Here is a 17935-nt window from a genome sequence, read left to right as displayed (position 1 = left end):
CCGCGTATCCCCATCTTCTTCCCACAGCCAGGGATCACTGTCCGCATCGTTCTCGACCCGACGACTCGCTCGCACCTGTGCCGTACGTCGGTGTCCCGGGCTTCGTTCGCGGACGGAAACGTCGGACCCCTGCGATAACCATGACTCAGCGCGGGCGGTCGAGGACCGCAGGGGGCCGCGCGGGGGTCACGATCCACCGGTGGGCGGTCCGGTTCCGGGCCGGCCACCAGCGCGCGCCGACCTCCGGAGGACCGATGCCCCCGCACCCGCCCGATTCGCTGTCCGGGCCGCCGCTGACCCGGTTGCGCCTCGCCCGAGGCTGGAGCCAGTCCCGGCTCGCCGCCGAACTGTGCGCCGCCGCCGGGGTGCCGACACTGAGTCGGCACGAGATATCCCGCTGGGAACGCCAGCGGCGCACGCCCGGCCGCTACTGGCACGCCTGGTTGGCCATCGTCCTCGGCGTGCCGACCGGACCGCCGCTCGACTCCTCGGGCCCGGCGCCGACCTGCCTGCCAGCCGGCCGGACCGTGCTCACCGATGGTGACGTGATCTGTCCGAAGGGCGACCGTGATCGGCGTGTCGGCCGTTGCCGACCGACCTCCGCACGCCCACCGACGCGAATCGTCGGGCGAACCGCGACGCGCCGGAACGTGGGTGGGTCAGCACGCGACGACCTGACCTATTAGCGTCGGGACGTGACCCACGCTGCTCCTGTCTCTCCTGTCGACCGGGCCGGCCTCCGCCAACGGGTGGACCAGGCCCTGTCCGACTTCCTCGCCGGTCGCCGATCGTGGATGACCGACCTCGATGACGCCCTGGTTCCGGTCGCCGAGGCGATCGAGTCGTTCGTGCTCGGCGGGGGCAAGCGCCTGCGGCCCGCCTTCGGCTACTGGGGCTACCGGGGTGCCGGCGGAGTGGACACCGACGCCGTGGTGACCGCCCTCGCAGCACTGGAGTTCGTCCAGGCCAGCGCCCTGATCCACGACGACCTGATGGACCGTTCGGACACCCGGCGCGGAGAGCCGGCGATGCACCGCCGATTCGCCGCCTGGCATCGTACGGCCGGTTGGGGTGGCAACCCGGACGGCTTCGGCGACGCGGCGGCGATCCTGCTGGGCGACCTGTGCCTGGTCTGGTCCGACGAGTTGCTGCACTCCGCCGGGCTGGACCCCCGCACCGTCGCCCGGGCCCGGCCGGACTTCGACGAGATGCGCACCGAGGTCACCGTCGGGCAGTACCTCGACGTGGTGACCCAGGCCACCGGGGACGCCTCGCTGGAACGGGCCAGCAAGATCGCCCGCTACAAGTCGGCGAAGTACACAGTCGAACGACCGCTGCTGCTCGGCGCGGCGCTGGCCGACGCTCCCGCGGACATACGGGTCGCCTACTCGGCGTACGGGCTGCCGTTGGGCGAGGCGTTCCAACTGCGCGACGACGTGCTGGGAGTCTTCGGCGATCCCGCCCAGACCGGCAAGCCGGCCGGCGACGACCTACGCGAGGGCAAGCGGACCTACCTGGTGGCAGCGGCCCTGGAGGCGGCTGACGACGCCGGGCGGGAGGTGGTGCTCACCGGGCTCGGCGATCCCGCCCTGGACGCGGCCGGAGTGGCCCGACTACGGGACGTGATCATCAGCACCGGCGCACTGGCCCGTACCGAGCAGCGCATCGTCACGCTCACCGACGCCGCACTCGCCGCGCTGACCGCCGTCGACCTGGACACCGAGGCCCGCCAGTCCCTCGTCGACCTGGCCATAGCCGCCACCCGCCGCACCGACTGACCCACCCTCCCACCCTCCCTACCCCACCCTCCCTACCCCACCCTCACCACCCGCCCTCACCACCCGCCCTCACCGGGCTCACCCGACGAGGTCGACGCGCTGCTCACCCCCACCGCGTCGATCTTGCAGTTTCGGTCGCACTTCTGGGCGATTTGCACCATTCGCGGGGACACAAAGTGCAAGATCGACGGGGCGGGAGGGTGGGGCGAGGGGGCGGGGAGGGTGGGGTGGGGTGGGTTAGAAGCCGAGGGCTTGGGCGCGGCGTTTGATTTCGCGGGCCTGGTCGCCGCCGAGGGCGGTGGCGGGGGTGCCACCGGGCAGCGTCGGGTCGGGCTCGTAGAGCCAGCGCAGCGCCGCCTCGTCGTCGTAGCCGGCGTCCGCCAGCAGGTTCAGCACGCCGGGCAGGTGCTTGAGTACGGTGGCATTGGCCACCAGGTCAGCCGGAATCCGGCGGACACCGTCGCGGCGTACCGCGATCAGTTCCCGATCCCTGATCTTCTGGTGCACCTTGCTGATCGTCAGGTCGAGCCGCTCGGCGACGTCCGGCAGGGTCAGCCAGTCCGTCGGCCCGGTGGTCTCCGGCGCGGCGTTGTCGGTGGGTACGGAGTCGGTCACTCGACCACCCTGCCACGTCCTCCCGGCACCAGGTCAACAGCCTCCCGGCACCCACTCTGACCAGGATCGACCACAGTCTGTCACGCCACGGCGGGCCCGAGAAGGTCCGCTCGGCGGTAGCATCCTGTTCAACCTTCATCCCCCGACACATAGACTGCCTGCCGATGGACACACAGGTCGCCGACACGTTGCTGGGCTCGCTGATCGACGGGCGTTACCGCATCCGCGGTCGCGTCGCCCGTGGCGGCATGGCGACCGTGTACACCGCCACCGACGAGCGACTCGAACGCACCGTGGCGGTCAAAATCATTCACTCGTCGCAGGGGCCGACTGATCGGGCCGGCCTGGCCGGCTTCGTCGAGCGGTTCACCGACGAGGCCAAGACCATCGCCCGGCTGACCCATCCCAACGTGGTGGCGGTCTACGACCAGGGCACCCATGGCGGTCGGCCGTACCTGGTCATGGAGTACGTCCGCGGGCGCACCCTGCGTGAGGTGCTGACCGAGCGGCGCCGACTCAACCCGGACGAGGCGCTGGCCATCACCGAGCAGATACTCGCCGCGCTCGCCACCGCCCACCGGGCCGGGCTGGTGCACCGCGACGTCAAGCCGGAGAACGTGCTCGTCGCCGAGGCGCCCAGCGGCGGCCCGGCCAACCTCGTCGACAGCGTCGTGAAGGTCACCGACTTCGGGTTGGCGCGGGCCGTGGAGGCGAGCACCGATCACGACAGCGGCAACCAACTGATGGCGACCGTGGCGTACGTCGCCCCGGAGCTGGTCACCACCGGCCGCGCCGACGCCCGTACCGATGTCTACTCCAGCGGCATCGTGCTGTTCGAGATGCTCACCGGCCGGGTGCCGTACGACGGTGATCGTCCGATCGACATCGCCTGGCAACACGTCGATCGGGACGTACCGGCGCCGTCGACCCTGGTGCCCGGCCTGCCGAAGGCCCTCGACGATCTGGTCGCCCGAGCCACCCGCCGCGACCCGGCGGGCCGTCCGGCCGACGCCGGGACCCTGCTGGCCGAGGTGCAGGTCGCCCGGGACGGGCTCGGTAACGCGAACGCCCAGACCGCCATGCTGTCTGCGGTGTCCGACGGCCCGGCGGTCGCCCAGCCGACCATGGTGGTGGCAGCGGTCCGCCCCGCCGAACGGCCGACCTGGGCCCGGCTGCCGGAGGGTGGCACACCCACCCGGGGGCGTCGTCGGGCGGTTCCGGACGAGGACGTGCACCGGTTCTCCCAGCTTGCCGGGTGGCGTGCCCGGCTGTTCGGCGATTCGAGCAGCCGCCTCGCGGTCGCCGCCGTCGTGGTGGTGCTGGGCCTGGTGGCTGCTCTCGGCGGATGGTGGTTCGGCGTCGGCCGCTACACCACCACCCCGCAGCTGGTCAGCATGACCAAGGCCCAGGCGGAGGCGCAGGCCGCGCAGGGCGGCTTCACCCTGCAGTACGCCGACCCACGCCACGACGAGCAGATCCCGCGTGACGGCGTGGTGGCGCAGCAGCCCGCCTCGGCCGCCCGGATCCTCAAGGGCGGCACCATCACCCTGACCCTGTCCTTGGGGCCGGCCCGGTTCCCGATGCCCGACGTGGTGGGCAAGGAGTTCGACCTGGCCGAGGCCGACCTGGTCAACGCCCAGCTGAAGGTTGTCAAGGGCACCGCCCGGTACGACGACGGCCTGCCCGAGGGCGTCGTGGTGGCCACCAAGCCGGAGGCCGGCAAGGAGGTCGAGCCGGGCGACGAGATCACCGTCATCCTGAGCAAGGGCCGCGCCCCGATCACCGTGCCGAACCTGGTCGGCAAGAGCCTCAACGACGCCCGTACGCAGATCGCCCAGCTCGGCCTGGTCCTGGTGGAACCGACCTACAAGCAGTCCGACAAGCCTCGCGACGAGGTGCTCGGGCAGAGCCCGGCCGACGGCAGCGGGGTCGAGAAGGGTGCCCAGATCCGGCTGGAGGTCAGCGAGGGTCCACCGCTGGTGACCGTACCCCGGGTCATCGACCTGCCGTGCCAGCAGGCCAAGCAGGTGCTGGAGAGTCAGGGCTTCCCGGTGGCCGTGCAGTTCAACCCGGAGGCCGTGGCCCGGTTCCAGAACCCGAACGAGAACGCGCAGGTGGCACCGGGCACCCAGATCACCATCGGGTGTTTCTGATGACGGCTACCCAACCCGGCCACCGGCCGATCGGCTCGCACACGCCCACCTCCGGTGGGCTGGCGAAGGCGGCGCTGCCGTACCTCGACGCCGCCGGCTCCGAGGTGGCGCAGGTCTACGTCGGCAACTCCCGAGGGTGGGCGATGCCGGCCGGTGACCCGGTGCAGGACGCCCTGTTCCGCGACGGCTGCGCCGAACGGGGAGTCGCCGCCTACATTCACGCGTCACTGCTGGTCAACCTGGGTTCGCCGACCCCGGCCACGGTGGAACGATCGCAGCAGACCCTGGCCCACGCGCTACGCCGGGGCGCCGCGATCGGCGCCCGCGCGGTGGTGTTCCACGCCGGCAGCGCGGTGGACGCCGGGCACGCCGAGGCGGCCATGCGGCAGGTACGCGAATCACTGCTGCCGCTGCTGGACTCGGCCGCCGACAGCGGCGGGCCGATGCTGCTGGTCGAGCCGAGCGCCGGTGGCGGCCGGTCGCTGGCCTGCCGGGTGGAGCAGCTCGGCCCCTACCTGGACGCGGTGGACCGGCACCCCTGGCTGGGCGTCTGCTTCGACACCTGCCACGCCTGGGCGGCCGGGCACGACCTGGCCGCCGAAGGCGGCATGACCGAGACGCTGGACACCCTGGTGGCGACCGTCGGCGCGGATCGGCTCCAGCTGGTGCACGCCAACGACTCGAAGGACCTGTGCGGCTCCACCCGTGACCGGCACGAGAACATCGGCAAGGGCAGCATCGGCGAGCCCGCCTTCGCCGAACTGATGCGCCACCCCGCCACCGCCGGCGTCCCCATCCTCGTGGAGACCCCCACCGACCGCCACGAAGGTCACGCCGCCGACATCGCCACCCTCCGCCGCCTCCACCCCTAACTCCCCCTACCCCACACTCCCTCCCGCACGCGCCCTGCGCCCCGCCCCCTCCCCCGCGCCCTGCGCCCTGCGCCCTGCGCCCTGCGCCCTGCGCCCTGCGCCCTGCGCCCGCGATCTTGCACTTCTTGTCGCCGCATAAGCCGCACAAGGGGCATTTCGGCGACCAAAAGTGCAAGATCGCGGGAGCGCGGCCTGGGGTGGGAGCGCGAGGGGCGCGGGGTAGGAGCGGGGTCAGGCGCGGAGGATGTGGGTGAGGGTGGTGGCGGCCTGGTCGACGGCGGTGTCGGTGACGTCCATGTGGGTGACCAGGCGGGCGATGCGGGGTCCGAGCACCGAGATGAGTACGCCTTCGGCGCGCGCCGCGGCAGTCAGCGCGTGCGCGTCCATGGGTGCCTTGGTCAGGTCCAGCGGGACCAGGTTGGTGCGTACCGGGGCGGCCAGCACCCCGAACGGGGCGATCGCCTCGGCCAGCCGGGCCGCCTTCGCGTGGTCCTCGGCGAGCCGGTCGATGTGGTGGGACAGGGCGTACCGGCCGGCAGCGGCGAGGACGCCGGCCTGACGCATCCCGCCACCCATCCGCTTACGGATCACCCGCGCCCGCTCGATCTTGTCGGCGGCGCCGACGATCAGCGAGCCGACCGGCGCGCCGAGCCCCTTGGAGAGGCAGACCGAGAGGGTGTCGAACAGCGCGCCGTAGCTGGCCAGCGGCACCCCGTCGGCGACGTGGGCGTGCCAGATCCGTGCCCCGTCGCAGTGCAGCGCCACCTGCGCCTCGTCGGCGACCCGGCGCAGCTGGCGCAACGTGTCGAGGGGGATCACTCCGCCGCCGCCGCGATTGTGGGTCTGCTCCACCGCGATCGCCCGGGTGGGCACCGCCCAGTAGCCGTCGGGCCGGATCATGCCGGCGACCACGTCGGGGTCAACGTCCGCGCCCACCGCAGGCCAGGTCCGCGAGGTGATGCCGCCGTACGCGGCAGCGGCCCCCATCTCGTACGTGATCACGTGCGCGTCGGCGTCGCAGAGCAACTCCGCGCCGGGCGGCACCGACAGTTGCAGGGCGATCTGGTTGGCCATCGAGCCGGTCGGGCAGAACAGTGCCGCCTCGTGCCCGAACAGCGCGGCGACCTCGGCCTCCAACGCGTTGACCGTCGGGTCCTCGCCGTAGACGTCGTCGCCGACCTCGGCGGCGGCCATCGCCTCCCGCATCCCGGGGGTGGGCCGGGTCACCGTGTCCGAACGCAGATCAATCGGCATGTCACGCTCCATCCCGTCAGCCACAGTCATGCCAGACAGCTGCCGACTGTGGGGCTCGCAAGCTCACTCCTCGCGTCCGCCACAGTCATGCCACCCGATCACGCGTCAGCCACGGAGCATCTCTGCTACGAGGAAGGCCAGTTCCAGCGACTGCTGGGTGTTCAGGCGCGGGTCGCAGGCGGTCTCGTAGCGGTCGGGCAGGTCGAGATCGGCGATGTTCTGGGCGCCACCGAGGCACTCGGTGACATCCTCACCGGTCAGCTCGACGTGCAGGCCACCGGGGTGGGTCTCCAGGCTGCGGTGCACCTCGAAGTAGCCCAGCACCTCGTCGACGATCCGGTCGAAGTGGCGGGTCTTGTAGCCGTTCGACGACTCGTGGGTGTTGCCGTGCATCGGGTCGCACTGCCACACCACCTTCGCCCCGGCGGCGGTCACCTTGGCCACGATCGGCGGCAGCGCGTCGCGTACCTTGTGGTTGCCCATCCGGCTGATCAGGGTGAGCCGACCGGGGATGTTCTCCGGGTTCAGCTTCTCGCACAGCTCGATCGCCTCGTCCGGCGTGGTGGTCGGGCCGAGCTTGACCCCGATCGGGTTGGCGATGCGGGAGATGAAGTCGATGTGGGCGCCGTCGATCTGCCGGGTGCGCTCGCCGATCCACAGGAAGTGCCCGGACAGCCCGTACGCCCGGCGGTCGGAGACCCGGGTCAGCGCCCGGTCGTACTCCAGCGCCAGGGCCTCGTGGGAGCAGTAGAGGGTGACCGTACGCAGCGCCTCGTCGTCGGTCATCCCGCAGGCCCGGATGAACGCCAGGGCACGGTCGATCTCGCGGGCGATCGCCTCGTACCGTTCACCGGCCGGGGAGTTGCGCACGAAGCCCTTGTTCCAGTCGTGCACCGCGTGCAGGTCGGCCAGTCCTCCGGCGAGGTAGGCGCGCAGCATGTTCATCGCGGCGGCGGAGTTCGCGTACGCCCGGATCATGCGCTGCGGGTCGGCGACCCGCGCCTCCGGCGTGGCCTCCAGCGAGTTGATCATATCGCCGCGGTAGGCCGGCAGGCCGCGCGCGTCGGTCGGCAACGACCGGGGCTTGGTGTACTGCCCGGCGACCCGGGCCACCTTCACCACCGGCAGCGACGCGCCGTAGGTCAGCACGATCGCCATCTGCAGCAGCGTGCGGGCGTTGGCCAGCAGATGACTCTCGGTGTTGTCGGCGAAGGTCTCCGCGCAGTCGCCGCCCTGCAGCAGGAACGCCTTGCCCTCGCAGACCAGCGCGAGACGCTGTCGCAACTGGTCGACCTCGTACGGGGCGACCACCGACGGGACCCGGTCGAGGACCTTGCAGACCTCGGCGACCTGGGCCGGGTCCTCCCAGGGCGGGGTCTGGGCGCGGGGCAGCTCCCGCCAACGGTCCAGACCGAGGGCCTCGTCCTCGGCGGAGTCGACGGTCGGACGGCTGGTCTGCAACACCGGGCTGCTCACCGCCGGATGACTCAACTGATGCCACTCATGGCGCATGACGAAAGCGTACGGCGGCCGACCGGGTGACCGCCCAGTGAGGGGCCGGGTTCCGGCAGATGGACGACGCGGCGCGCTGCCGCAGGTCAGGGCGTCGGCGTGGGAGACGGGCTGTGCCCACCGGGCCGCTCGCCCGAAATGCACCAGTCCAGGCCGTCGCGGGTGACCGTGAACAGCAGCGATCGACTGGCCTCGCGCTTACCCACCGTGACGGTGACCACAGTGCTGACTTCCTGCCCGACCGGTCCCGGGCGGATGTCGACGATCTCGGTCTGCGCCACGGTGAAGTGGTCGGCGAAGTCGCCGTTCGGCCCGGTCGCCGCCGCGTCGAACGACTCGTGCAGCACCGTGCAGAGTTGGCTGCGCCCGGCCGCGACGTCCTTGGCGGTCATCGCGTCGAGGTACGCCTGCACCCGTTCGCGGGACTTCGCCAGGGCCTCGTCGGCCGGTGCCCGGCCGGGCTGCTCCGCCGGCTTCTCGTCGCCGCCGATCAGTCCGCAGCCGACAAGCGCGAGCGAGGCGGTCGTGAGCAGGACGAGGGCGGCGCTGCGCCGGTACACCCGCATCGCTACCTCCCCATCTGCGCACATCGCACCGTTCCGACCGGCGAGTCTGTCACACCCTGCCCTGATGTAAGGAAGGGCCCCTTGTTATCGCCTTTTGCATAGGAAGGGCCCCCTGTTAACACACGGCAAGATCGAGCTGCCGGAGTGTTAACAGGGGGCCCGTGCTCTACCGGAGGCGTTAACAGGGGGCCCTTCCTTACAGTCAGCCGAGGCCGTTGCGGATGGCGCTGATCAGCTCTCCGTTGCTGGTGTCACCGGAGAGTTCCCAGAAGAAGGCGCCACCGAGGCCCTGGTTCTTCGCGTACGTCATCTTGCCGCCGATGGTCGACGGGGTGTCGTAGCTCCACCAGTTGCTGCCGCACTTGGCGTACGCCGTGCCACCGATGGTGCCGGTCGCCGGGCAGGTGTTCTTGAGGACCTTGTAGTCCTCGATGCCCTGCTCGTAGGTGCCTGGCGCGGGGCCGGTAGCGGTGCCGCCCGGCGCGGACTGGGTGACCCCGGTCCAGCCCCGACCGTAGAAGCCGACGCCGAGCAGCAGCTTGTTGGCTGGGATGCCCTTGCTCTTGAGCTTCTGGATGGCCGCGTCCGACCAGAAGCCCTGCTGCGGGATGCCGGAGTACGAGTAGAGCGGCGAGTGCGGGGCGGTGGGGCCCTGCGCGTTGAAGGCGCCGAAGTAGTCGTATGTCATCGGCATGATCCAGTTGAGGTGGGTGGCGGCACCGGCGTAGTCGGTCGCGTCGATCTTGCCACCGTTGCTGCCGTCGGCGGTGATCGCGGCGGTGACCAGTGCCGACGAGCCGAACCGGGTACGCAGCGCGCTGGCCACGTTCTTGAACGCGTTCGGGCCGCTGGCGTCACAGGTCAGCCCGCAGGCGTTCGGGTACTCCCAGTCGATGTCGATGCCGTCGAAGACGTCCGCCCAGCGCGGGTCCTCGACCAGGTTGTAGCAGCTCTCGGCGAAGGCGGTCGGGTTCTGCGCGGCCTGGGTGAAACCACCGGACCAGGTCCAGCCGCCGAACGACCAGATCACCTTGATGTGCGGGTACATCCGCTTGAGCTTGCGCAGCTGGTTGAAGGTGCCGCGCAGCGGCTGGTCCCAGGTGTCGGCGACGCCGTCGACACTCTCCGCCGCGGTGTACGCCTTCTCGTAGTCGGCGTAGCTGTCACCGATGGTGCACCGGCCGCCGGTGGTGTTGCCGAAGGCGTACAGGATGTGGGTCAGCTTGGACGCCGAGCCGCTGGTGTGGATGTTCTTGACGTGGTAGTTGCGGGCGTAGACGCCCCACTGGGCGAAGTAACCGACCACCTTCTGTCCACTCGGCGGGGGCGGCGGCGTGGTCGGGGGCGGCGAGGTCGGCGGCGGCGGTGCGGTGGTGGTGGTCGGCGGCGGCGGGCTCGTCGGGGGCGGGGTGCCACCGCCGCAGGCCGCGCCGTTGACGGTGCAGTTCAACGGCGCCCGGTACGCACCGGTGCCGTTGTAACCCCAGCTGAAGGAGGCGCCGGGCGCCAGCGCGCCGGCCCAGCTCTTCTTGACCGCCACGTACCGGTTGCCGTTGCGGGTGACGTCGGCGTCCCAAGAGCTGCTGATGCTGGTGCCCGAGGGCAGCTCGAACTCGATGCGCCAGGTGCTGACGCTGGCGCTGGAGCCGTTGGTGATGGTGACCCTCGTTTCGTGACCGGTCCCCCAGTCCTGCACCCGGGTGAACGAGGTGGTCACACTTCCGGCGCCGAACGCCGTGGCCATCGGGACCGAGGCGACGGTCACCGCGACCACGGCGCCGACCCAGAGGGCCCGGCGGAGCGATCTCTTCATGTGGCGTCTCCAAACAGTTAGGAAACTTTCCAAAATGTTGATGAGACGCTACTCACACGACTCCACTTCGTCAAGATGTCGATGTATCGATTTGTCGGCTCGGGCGAAACCCGCGCCGCCCGAAGGGTCTTCGCCGGTGGATGGCCATTACCGAGCGGTAGCCGCCGCGCCGCGAACCGACGTTCGGCGATACCCTCACGCCATGTCCGTCTTCGACACCCCCATCAACTCCCTCACCGGCGGCCCCGCCGATCTCGCGCAGTACCGTGGGCGCGCCCTGCTGGTGGTCAACGTCGCCTCCCGCTGCGGTCTCACCCCGCAGTACGCCGGCCTGCAGGCCCTTCAGGACGAGTACGCCGACCGCGGGCTGGTGGTACTCGGCGTGCCGTGCAACCAGTTCGCCGGCCAGGAACCCGGCAGCGCTGCGGAGATCAGCGAGTTCTGCCAGGTCAACTACGGCGTGACCTTCCCGCTGACGGAGAAGGTCGCGGTGAACGGCCCGGACCGTCATCCGCTCTACGCCGCCCTGGTGGACACCCTCGACGCCGACGGCCACACCGGTGACGTCCGTTGGAACTTCGAGAAGTTCCTGGTCGCTCCGGACGGGACCGTGGCCGCCCGTTTCGCCCCGACGGTCACCCCCGACGACCCCACGCTGCGCGCCACCGTGGAGAAGACCCTGCCCTGACACCCCGCTGCTGACTCACCGGCGACGGCGCCCGGGGTTCGGGTGCCGTCGCCGCCGCACGCTCGTCGGGCGGAGATCACCCTGGATCGGCCGGAAGTGTCCGGCTGGCGAGTAGGTTCGACGGGAGAGCCCGAGTCGATGGGAGTTGACGTGTCGGTCGTGGGGTTGATCGGAAGTGGACACATCGGAGGCACTGTCGCGCGGTTGGCGGTGGCGGCCGGGTACGAGGTGGTGCTGAGCAACTCGCGGGGGCCGGAGACCCTGTCCGACCTGGTCGACGAGTTGGGGCCGGGTGCGAGCGCGGGCACCGCCGACGCCGCGGCTCGCGCCGGTGACCTGGTGGTGGTCAGCATCCCGCTGAAGTCGTACCGGGCGGTGCCGGCGCAGCCGCTGGCCGGCAAGGTCGTCATCGACACCAACAACTACTACCCGCAGCGCGACGGCCAGATCCCCGAGCTGGACGAGGGCAGCGTCACCAGCAGTGAGCTGCTGCAACAGTACCTGCCCGAGGCCCGGGTGGTGAAGGTGTTCAACAACATCTTCTTCCGACACCTGCTCGCCCTGGCCCGGCCCGCCGGTGCGGCGGACCGCAGTGCGCTGCCGATCGCCGGTGACGACGCCGAGGCCAAGGCCGTCGTCACCGCCTTCCTCGACCGGATCGGCTACGACGCGGTGGACGCCGGCACGCTCGCCGACAGCTGGCGGTTCCAGCCGGACACCCCGGCGTACGGCACCATCTACTCCGCCGACCCGGCGAACTGGGAGCAGGAGGCCCCCGGCGACGCCGACAAGGTGCGTGCCGCACTGGCCAAGGCCGAACGGAGCTGACCGCTCGCCGCCGGGCCAGCGGGTCGGTTCTCCGCCGGGCCAGTGGGTCGGTTCTCCGCCGACCCGCTCGCCCGGTCCGCGTCACGCGACGGCGAATCCCCTGCGCGTCACGTGGGCGGGCGAACTCCGCGCAGGTCACCCGGCAGGCGGACTCCGCGCGGGTCACGGACAAACGGACTCCGCGCGGGTGACGCGGCAGGCGGACTGCGCGCGAGTCACGCGACGGCGGATTCCGTGTGCGGGGTGGAGCGATCGTCGGCCGCCTGCGGGGTGGTGTCCCGTGCCTCGCGGTCGACGGCTCGCAGCCCGTACCAGCCGATCGCGGCGACCAGGGCCACCTGGAGCAGGTAGTCGACGATGACGACGGCGCGGCCGAACTGCGCCAGCGGGAGCGCTACGAAGAGCACCGCGTAGACCAGGGCGGCGATGGTCAACGGCCGGGGCATGGTCCGCGCGATCAGCGCACCGACCAGGGCCAGGAGCATGCCCGCGACGATCGCCAACTGGCTGCTGATGATGGCCGGGATCACCCAGTCCAGCCGGTCGTTGAGCACGTCGAACAGGGCGCGTCCCTGCGCCTCCGGCAGCACGGCCGGGTCGGCCGCGTAGGCGAACGGGAGCACCTCCGCGGTGATCGTCAGCGCGAACACCACGCCACCGAGACCGACCAGGAACGCGCCGACCAGGTTCAGCACCCCGGCGCGTCCCCTGCCGAGCCGGACGATGAAGACCGCGACGGCGACCCAGGACACCGCGTACGCCGGGCCACCCAGGTAGAGGTTCATCGGCCAGTACGCCGAGCCCAGTTCGCGAATGTCGTCGTACCGGATCGTGCCGTCGAACGGTGGTTCCCAGAGCATGAACACGGTCCGGCCGACCAGCGAGACGAGCAGCAGGACGAACAGGGCGACGAGCGCGACGCGGCGCAGGTACGGGACGGACACGGTGCGAGCCTCCACGGTCGAGTGATGGCCCACCGTGCCCCGAGGCCGCCGTCACGGGCATCGGCCTCAACACCTATCTTCAGCAATCTCCTGCTCAGGAGCGCTGTCGGCTGTGCTCCAGCCAGATCCGTGCCGCCTGCACCCGCCGGTTGGTGGTGCCGCCGGGCGTCAGGTCGAGCTTCATGAAGATCGCCCGCAGGTGTGCGTCGACCGTACGCTCGGATACCACCAGTTGCGCCGCGATCCCGGCGTTGCTGGCCCCCTCGGCAAGCGCAGCGAGCACCTCCCGCTCCCGCGCCGTCAACCCACCGAGGGCCACCAGCCCGACCCCGCCCGATGCCCCGGCCGCCGTGGGCCCAGCGACCGCATCCGCCGTCCCGACCACGCCAGATCCACCGGCCGCGTCCGGACCAGTGACCGCATCCGTCGTCCCGGCTGAAACCTCGGCTGTGGGCGGCGTGTCGGACGGCAAAAGGTGCGGGGCTCCGACATGTGTCGGTGCGATCGTCGCCTCGACTCGCGGCGTCGTCTCCGGACCGACCGGTCCTGAAGGCGGCGGGGATGTGAGGGTTCGGGCCAGCAGGCCCGTCGCGACCCAGGCCGCGCCGCCGACGAGGACGGTAAGCGCCGAGACGAGCAGGGCTACCGTGGTCGGGCCGAGCGACGAGCCGGGAGCGGCCACGATCGTGCCGACGCCGGCGATGATCAGGGCTGCGGCGGTCAGACCGGCGACGCGGACCACGACGGTGACCTGACGAGGTTCGGCGGCACCCCGGGCGGCGGCGAGCGCGCAGCCGGCGGCGAACGCGGTGGCACCCGAGAGTGCCACCAGGAAGGCCACCGAGCCCAGCGCGGGTTCGACGCCGCCGGGTGCCCGGGCGACGGCGAGGAGCAGGCAGAAGGCGACGGTCAGCGGTGCCGCGGTGGTCGCCGCGGCGGCGATGCCGAGCCGTGCCCGGACGGTCTCGTGCGAGCCGAGGGCGGCTCGCCAGAGCGTCACCGGCAGCAGGAGCAGCGCGCCCATCCCCAGGAGGGTGACGGCGGCGCCGACCGGCGCGAGCGCGGTACGCCACGACTCCCCCGCGATCGTCGGGAGCCCCGCGAACGGTTCGCTCGCCGTGGTCAGTACCGCGTTGACAAGTGTGACCACGCCCAACGTGAGGCCCACGACGCGGTGCGTCCAGGGGGTGGCACCGCTGGTGCGGACGGCCGCCGAGGCGGTGAGCTGCATCAGCGCGAGCGGCGGGATCCAGGCCGAGTTCCACGCCGCGACGGTCACCGCAGCCCACGGCTGGCCGGTAGCGACCGCGGCCACCGTCAGGACGGTGAGCAGGAGGTAGGCGAGCAGGGACACGGCCAGTCCGGCGGCGAGCCGGCCCGCGGCGCGGTGGCCCGATCGACCGAGTCGGGCAGCCACGACGGTGCTGACCGTCGCCGCCGCGGCCAGGGCGACAGCGCCGACCGGGTCGCTCGCGTAGCCGCCGTGGCCGGCCGCCCCCAGCGCGGCGAGCGCGACGACACTCGCCCCCGCCGTGCTCGCGGCGACGACGGGCAGAACCTGTCGGGCCGGTGCAGGTCGGACGAGAGTCGTCGAGCGCGCCATACCCTAGTTTTCTAGTCGCTCGCCGCCATCCGCACCGCGCGGCGCACCGGCGCGGTGGGCGCGCCACTCCGGGGCCAGCAGCGACCAGATCTCCAGGTCGGACCGCCCGTCCGGGCCCGCAACCACTTCACGCAGTACGCCGTCACGACGCATGCCGAGCCGACGGGCCACCGCGATGCTGCGGACGTTGCCGGCGAGGACGCGCCACTCGACCCGGTGCAGGCCGCGTTCGTCGACCGCCCAGTCGATGAGCCGGCTGACCGCGCGGGTCACCAGCCCGCGTCCCTCGGCGGCCGGCTCCAACCAGCAGCCCGCCTCGCAGACTCCCGTCCCGGCGTTCAGTGACACCAGCAGCACCCCGCCGACAAGCGTCCCGTCGGACCAGATGCCCCAGATGCCGCCGTCGTCGCGGGCCCACCGGTCGGCGTAACGCTGGAGCACCAGCCGTGCCCCGTCCAGGTCGGTGGCCACGAAGGCCGGCGACACCCAGGGCGTCATGTTCTTCCGGGCCCGGTCCAGGTTGGCCAGGAACTCCTCCGCGTGCCACGGATTGAGCGGACGCAGCTCGGCATCGGCGGTCAACCGTACGGCGAACATTCAGTGCCCTCCCCCGTTGGTAAGCATGATCCACGCCCACCGTAGCGAGTGTCGCCACCGGACGAGTGGCCTCCACATCGGACCCGTGCCCGGCGCGGAGTTCAGTGGAGATCAGAGGGGGCGGCGGCCGGCGAAGCCGCAGTCTGCGCGGTGGTACCAGCGCACGTCGGCGTCCCCTTCCAGCCAGCACCAGAGCACCTGTCGGCCCTCGCGTTCGCCGGGGAAGTCGAGCAGCACCGGCGCGACGCTCTTGATCTCGATGCCGTGCTGCCCGATCTCGTCGCAGATCGCGTGCAGGCGCGCTTCCAGCCCCTTGAGCTCGGGTCGTCCGCCGAGTGCGCTGAGCCCGTGGTTGGTCAGATCGACCTGCAACTCGGTCAGGTCGGCGCGGACCCGGATCAGCTCGTCGATCCGAGGTTGCAGGGTGGCCACCAGGTGCCGGGCCTGAGCGAGAGTGAACACCGCGCCAGTATGCGTCACCCGGACCTGCCGGGGATACCAGCGCCGGGCGTGATCGACTCCGTTTCGCTGAACTGGCGGTTTCCCCGCCACAGGGAACCCGCCATATCGGCGTAACGGAGTGGATCATCCGCGACCCGACGCTGACCGGCGTCCGCGCCGAGCTGTCCGGCTGCCCGAGGAGGGGTCACTCCGAGCTGTCCGACTGCCCGGGGAGGGATCATTCGGCCTGGGCGGCCAGCTCGCGAGCGCGGTCGCGGGCCGCTTCCAGGGCGGCCAGCAGTGCCGCGCGTACGCCGTGATTTTCCAGCTCGCGGACGGCGGAGATGGTGGTACCGGCGGGCGAGGTGACCGCCTCGCGCAGCTTCACGGGATGTTCGCCGGAGTCGCGCAGCATCACCGCCGAGCCGATCGCGGTCTGCACGATCAGGTCGTGCGCCACCTGGCGGGGCAGGCCGAGCAGGATGCCGGCGTCGGTCATCGCCTCGACCAGCAGGTAGAAGTAGGCCGGGCCGGAGCCGGACAGGGCGGTCACCGCGTCCTGCTGGCTCTCCGGCACCCGGATGGTGGAGCCGAGCGGCTTGAACATCTCCTCGGCCAGCGCCAGGTGTTCCCCGGTGGCGTGCGCGCCGGCGGAGATGGCGGTCATCGCCTCGTCCACCAGGGCGGGGGTGTTGGTCATGACCCGTACGACCGGGGTGCCCTCGGGCAGCCGGCGGCTGAAGAAGCTGCTGGGCAGGCCGGCGCAGAGGGAGATGACCAGCTTGCCGCCGGGCACCTTCGGCCCGATCTCGTCAAGCAGTACCGCCGCGTCCTGTGGCTTGACCGACACGGCCAGCACGTCGGCCTCGTCGACCGCGGTGAGATTGTCCACCACCCGTACGCCGTAGCGGGCGGTCAACTCCTCGGCGCGGGCCGGGCGGCGGGCGGTGGCCAGCAGGCGGTCCACCGGCCAACCCGAGCGCAGCAGCCCGGACAGCATCAACTCGCCGATCTTGCCTGCGCCGATCACCGCGACGGTGCGCACTCCGGCTGACACCTGACGTACCTCCTCCGGGAAAGCGGTGTCGCGGCGGACCGGGCGGCCCGCCGCGACACCGGAACCACGATCAGCTCCCGAAGAAGACCTCGGCCTCGGCGTAGCGCTCCAGCGGGACGGTCTTGAGCTCACGGGTGGCGTCGGCGAGCGGGACGCGGACGATGTCCGTGCTCTGCATCGCGACCATCTTGCCCCAGTCGCCCTCGTGCGCGGCGTCGATGGCCTGCAGGCCGAGCCGGGTGGCCAGCACCCGGTCGAACGCGCTCGGGGTGCCGCCGCGCTGGATGTGCCCGAGCACGACGGTCCGGGCCTCCTTGCCGGTCTTGGCCTCCAGCTGCTCGGCCAGCCACTGGCCGATGCCACCGAGCCGGACGTGGCCGAACGCGTCAAGTTCCTGGTTCTGCAGGACCATCTGGCCCTCCAGCGGCTGGGCACCCTCGGCGACCACGACGATCGGCGCGTACTGGTGCTGGAAGCGCTTCTCGACGTAGCCGGCCACCTGCTCGACGTCGAAGGCCCGCTCCGGCAGCAGGATCACGTTGGCGCCGCCGGCCAGGCCGGCGTGCAGGGCGATCCAGCCGGCGTGCCGACCCATCACCTCGACCACCAGGGTGCGGTGGTGGCTCTCGGCGGTGGTGTGCAGCCGGTCGATGGCCTCCATCGCGATGTTGACCGCGGTGTCGAAGCCGAAGGTGTAGTCGGTGGCGCCGAGGTCGTTGTCGATGGTCTTCGGCACGCCGATGACGTGGACGCCCAGCTCGTGCAGCTTGGTGGCGACACCGAGGGTGTCCTCACCGCCGATGGCGATCAACGCGTCGACGCCCTGGGCGGCCAGGTTCTCCTTGATCCGCTCGACGCCGTTCTCGATCTTGAAGGGGTTGGTCCGCGAGGAGCCCAGGATGGTGCCGCCGCGCGGCAGGATCCCCCGGACCTCCGCGATGCCCAGCGGGCGGGACAGGCCCTCCAGCGGGCCCTTCCAACCGTCCCGGAAACCCACGAACTCATGGCCGTAGCTGGCGACGCCCTTACGGACCACCGCCCGGATGACCGCGTTGAGACCGGGGCAGTCGCCGCCGCCGGTGAGCACGCCGATACGCATGATCGCTCATCCTCCTGGGAGCATCTGGTCAAGCCCGATCAAGCCCCAGGATATGCGTCACGTCAGACCTTCGGCGCCGTTGCCGGCCCGGGGCGGGCCGTCATTGCGACTGTAG

Annotated in this window: 17 protein-coding genes; 6 read left to right on the top strand and 11 right to left on the bottom strand. The window is 71.3% G+C overall.

The window, feature by feature from the left end:
- Positions 1-254 precede the first annotated feature (254 nt).
- Both Vgi01_RS01775 and Vgi01_RS01770 read left to right on the top strand, forming a co-directional pair.
- On the top strand, positions 255-686 hold the full coding sequence (locus tag Vgi01_RS01775) for a helix-turn-helix transcriptional regulator (RefSeq protein WP_146017636.1): 432 nt from the start codon (positions 255-257) through the stop codon (positions 684-686).
- A gap of 9 nt (positions 687-695) precedes the next feature.
- Entirely contained in the window at positions 696-1778 is a 1083-nt protein-coding gene (locus Vgi01_RS01770; protein ID WP_102660442.1) for a polyprenyl synthetase family protein, read from the top strand.
- 237 nt (positions 1779-2015) lie between these two features.
- Here Vgi01_RS01770 and Vgi01_RS01765 read toward each other — a convergent pair whose 3' ends face one another.
- Entirely contained in the window at positions 2016-2393 is a 378-nt protein-coding gene (locus Vgi01_RS01765; protein ID WP_204289949.1) for an Rv2175c family DNA-binding protein, read from the bottom strand.
- A 164-nt stretch (positions 2394-2557) separates the two neighbouring features.
- Here Vgi01_RS01765 and pknB point away from each other — a divergent pair, with 164 nt between their 5' ends.
- Positions 2558-4546 (top strand): Stk1 family PASTA domain-containing Ser/Thr kinase, encoded by a 1989-nt coding sequence (gene pknB, locus Vgi01_RS01760; RefSeq protein ID WP_204289948.1) that lies wholly within the window; start codon positions 2558-2560, stop codon positions 4544-4546.
- Positions 4546-5418, top strand: a complete 873-nt coding sequence (locus Vgi01_RS01755; protein ID WP_013735121.1) for a deoxyribonuclease IV — start codon at positions 4546-4548, stop codon at positions 5416-5418. Before pknB ends, Vgi01_RS01755 begins: the two co-directional genes overlap by 1 nt.
- A 231-nt stretch (positions 5419-5649) precedes the next feature.
- Here the strand turns inward: Vgi01_RS01755 and Vgi01_RS01750 are convergent, their stop codons facing one another.
- From Vgi01_RS01750 to Vgi01_RS01735, 4 genes are all read right to left on the bottom strand, one after another.
- Entirely contained in the window at positions 5650-6672 is a 1023-nt protein-coding gene (locus Vgi01_RS01750; protein ID WP_204289947.1) for a threonine aldolase family protein, read from the bottom strand.
- Between the two features lie 105 nt (positions 6673-6777).
- Complete coding sequence (locus tag Vgi01_RS01745; protein ID WP_102659501.1) at positions 6778-8184, bottom strand: class II 3-deoxy-7-phosphoheptulonate synthase; 1407 nt, start codon at positions 8182-8184, stop codon at positions 6778-6780.
- Between the two features lie 86 nt (positions 8185-8270).
- Complete coding sequence (locus tag Vgi01_RS01740; RefSeq protein ID WP_204289946.1) at positions 8271-8750, bottom strand: hypothetical protein; 480 nt, start codon at positions 8748-8750, stop codon at positions 8271-8273.
- Positions 8751-8952: 202 nt separating this feature from the next.
- On the bottom strand, positions 8953-10563 hold the full coding sequence (locus tag Vgi01_RS01735; protein ID WP_102659499.1) for a glycosyl hydrolase family 18 protein: 1611 nt from the start codon (positions 10561-10563) through the stop codon (positions 8953-8955).
- A 202-nt stretch (positions 10564-10765) separates the two neighbouring features.
- Here Vgi01_RS01735 and Vgi01_RS01730 point away from each other — a divergent pair, with 202 nt between their 5' ends.
- A complete protein-coding gene (locus Vgi01_RS01730) occupies positions 10766-11251 on the top strand; it encodes a glutathione peroxidase (RefSeq protein WP_204289945.1) in 486 nt (161 codons plus the stop codon).
- 138 nt (positions 11252-11389) lie between these two features.
- A complete protein-coding gene (locus Vgi01_RS01725; RefSeq protein WP_204289944.1) occupies positions 11390-12079 on the top strand; it encodes an NADPH-dependent F420 reductase in 690 nt (229 codons plus the stop codon).
- A 215-nt stretch (positions 12080-12294) separates the two neighbouring features.
- Here the strand turns inward: Vgi01_RS01725 and Vgi01_RS01720 are convergent, their stop codons facing one another.
- From Vgi01_RS01720 to Vgi01_RS01695, 6 genes are all read right to left on the bottom strand, one after another.
- A complete protein-coding gene (locus tag Vgi01_RS01720; protein WP_146017590.1) occupies positions 12295-13023 on the bottom strand; it encodes a hypothetical protein in 729 nt (242 codons plus the stop codon).
- A 94-nt stretch (positions 13024-13117) separates the two neighbouring features.
- Positions 13118-14626 carry a helix-turn-helix transcriptional regulator gene (locus tag Vgi01_RS30375; RefSeq protein WP_239088754.1) on the bottom strand — a complete coding sequence of 503 codons (1509 nt, stop codon included), beginning with the start codon at positions 14624-14626 and terminating at the stop codon, positions 13118-13120.
- Positions 14627-14629: 3 nt separating this feature from the next.
- On the bottom strand, positions 14630-15223 hold the full coding sequence (locus Vgi01_RS01710) for a GNAT family N-acetyltransferase (protein ID WP_204289943.1): 594 nt from the start codon (positions 15221-15223) through the stop codon (positions 14630-14632).
- Positions 15224-15334: 111 nt separating this feature from the next.
- Complete coding sequence (locus Vgi01_RS01705; protein ID WP_102659494.1) at positions 15335-15685, bottom strand: DUF2203 domain-containing protein; 351 nt, start codon at positions 15683-15685, stop codon at positions 15335-15337.
- 217 nt (positions 15686-15902) lie between these two features.
- Positions 15903-16664, bottom strand: a complete 762-nt coding sequence (proC, locus tag Vgi01_RS01700; protein ID WP_238358924.1) for a pyrroline-5-carboxylate reductase — start codon at positions 16662-16664, stop codon at positions 15903-15905.
- A gap of 127 nt (positions 16665-16791) precedes the next feature.
- Complete coding sequence (locus Vgi01_RS01695) at positions 16792-17820, bottom strand: 6-phosphofructokinase (RefSeq protein WP_102659493.1); 1029 nt, start codon at positions 17818-17820, stop codon at positions 16792-16794.
- Positions 17821-17935: the final 115 nt, after the last annotated feature.

Source organism: Micromonospora gifhornensis (assembly GCF_016863515.1).
GTDB lineage: Bacteria > Actinomycetota > Actinomycetes > Mycobacteriales > Micromonosporaceae > Micromonospora > Micromonospora gifhornensis.
Note: the sequence above shows the minus strand (reverse complement) of the source record. Positions and strands in the feature narration are given on the sequence as shown.

What these genes read in the sequence shown, in the direction of transcription:
- Vgi01_RS01775 (WP_146017636.1), top strand. Translation starts at nt 255, where the DNA reads ATGCCCCCGCACCCGCCCGATTCGCTGTCCGGGCCGCCGCTGACCCGG.
- pknB (WP_204289948.1), top strand. Translation starts at nt 2,558, where the DNA reads ATGGACACACAGGTCGCCGACACGTTGCTGGGCTCGCTGATCGACGGG.
- Vgi01_RS01755 (WP_013735121.1), top strand. Translation starts at nt 4,546, where the DNA reads ATGACGGCTACCCAACCCGGCCACCGGCCGATCGGCTCGCACACGCCC.
- Vgi01_RS01750 (WP_204289947.1), bottom strand. Translation starts at nt 6,672, where the DNA reads ATGCCGATTGATCTGCGTTCGGACACGGTGACCCGGCCCACCCCCGGG.
- Vgi01_RS01745 (WP_102659501.1), bottom strand. Translation starts at nt 8,184, where the DNA reads ATGCGCCATGAGTGGCATCAGTTGAGTCATCCGGCGGTGAGCAGCCCG.
- Vgi01_RS01740 (WP_204289946.1), bottom strand. Translation starts at nt 8,750, where the DNA reads ATGCGGGTGTACCGGCGCAGCGCCGCCCTCGTCCTGCTCACGACCGCC.
- Vgi01_RS01735 (WP_102659499.1), bottom strand. Translation starts at nt 10,563, where the DNA reads ATGAAGAGATCGCTCCGCCGGGCCCTCTGGGTCGGCGCCGTGGTCGCG.
- Vgi01_RS01730 (WP_204289945.1), top strand. Translation starts at nt 10,766, where the DNA reads ATGTCCGTCTTCGACACCCCCATCAACTCCCTCACCGGCGGCCCCGCC.
- Vgi01_RS01725 (WP_204289944.1), top strand. Translation starts at nt 11,390, where the DNA reads ATGGGAGTTGACGTGTCGGTCGTGGGGTTGATCGGAAGTGGACACATC.
- Vgi01_RS30375 (WP_239088754.1), bottom strand. Translation starts at nt 14,626, where the DNA reads ATGGCGCGCTCGACGACTCTCGTCCGACCTGCACCGGCCCGACAGGTT.
- Vgi01_RS01710 (WP_204289943.1), bottom strand. Translation starts at nt 15,223, where the DNA reads ATGTTCGCCGTACGGTTGACCGCCGATGCCGAGCTGCGTCCGCTCAAT.
- proC (WP_238358924.1), bottom strand. Translation starts at nt 16,664, where the DNA reads ATGCTGTCCGGGCTGCTGCGCTCGGGTTGGCCGGTGGACCGCCTGCTG.
- Vgi01_RS01695 (WP_102659493.1), bottom strand. Translation starts at nt 17,820, where the DNA reads ATGCGTATCGGCGTGCTCACCGGCGGCGGCGACTGCCCCGGTCTCAAC.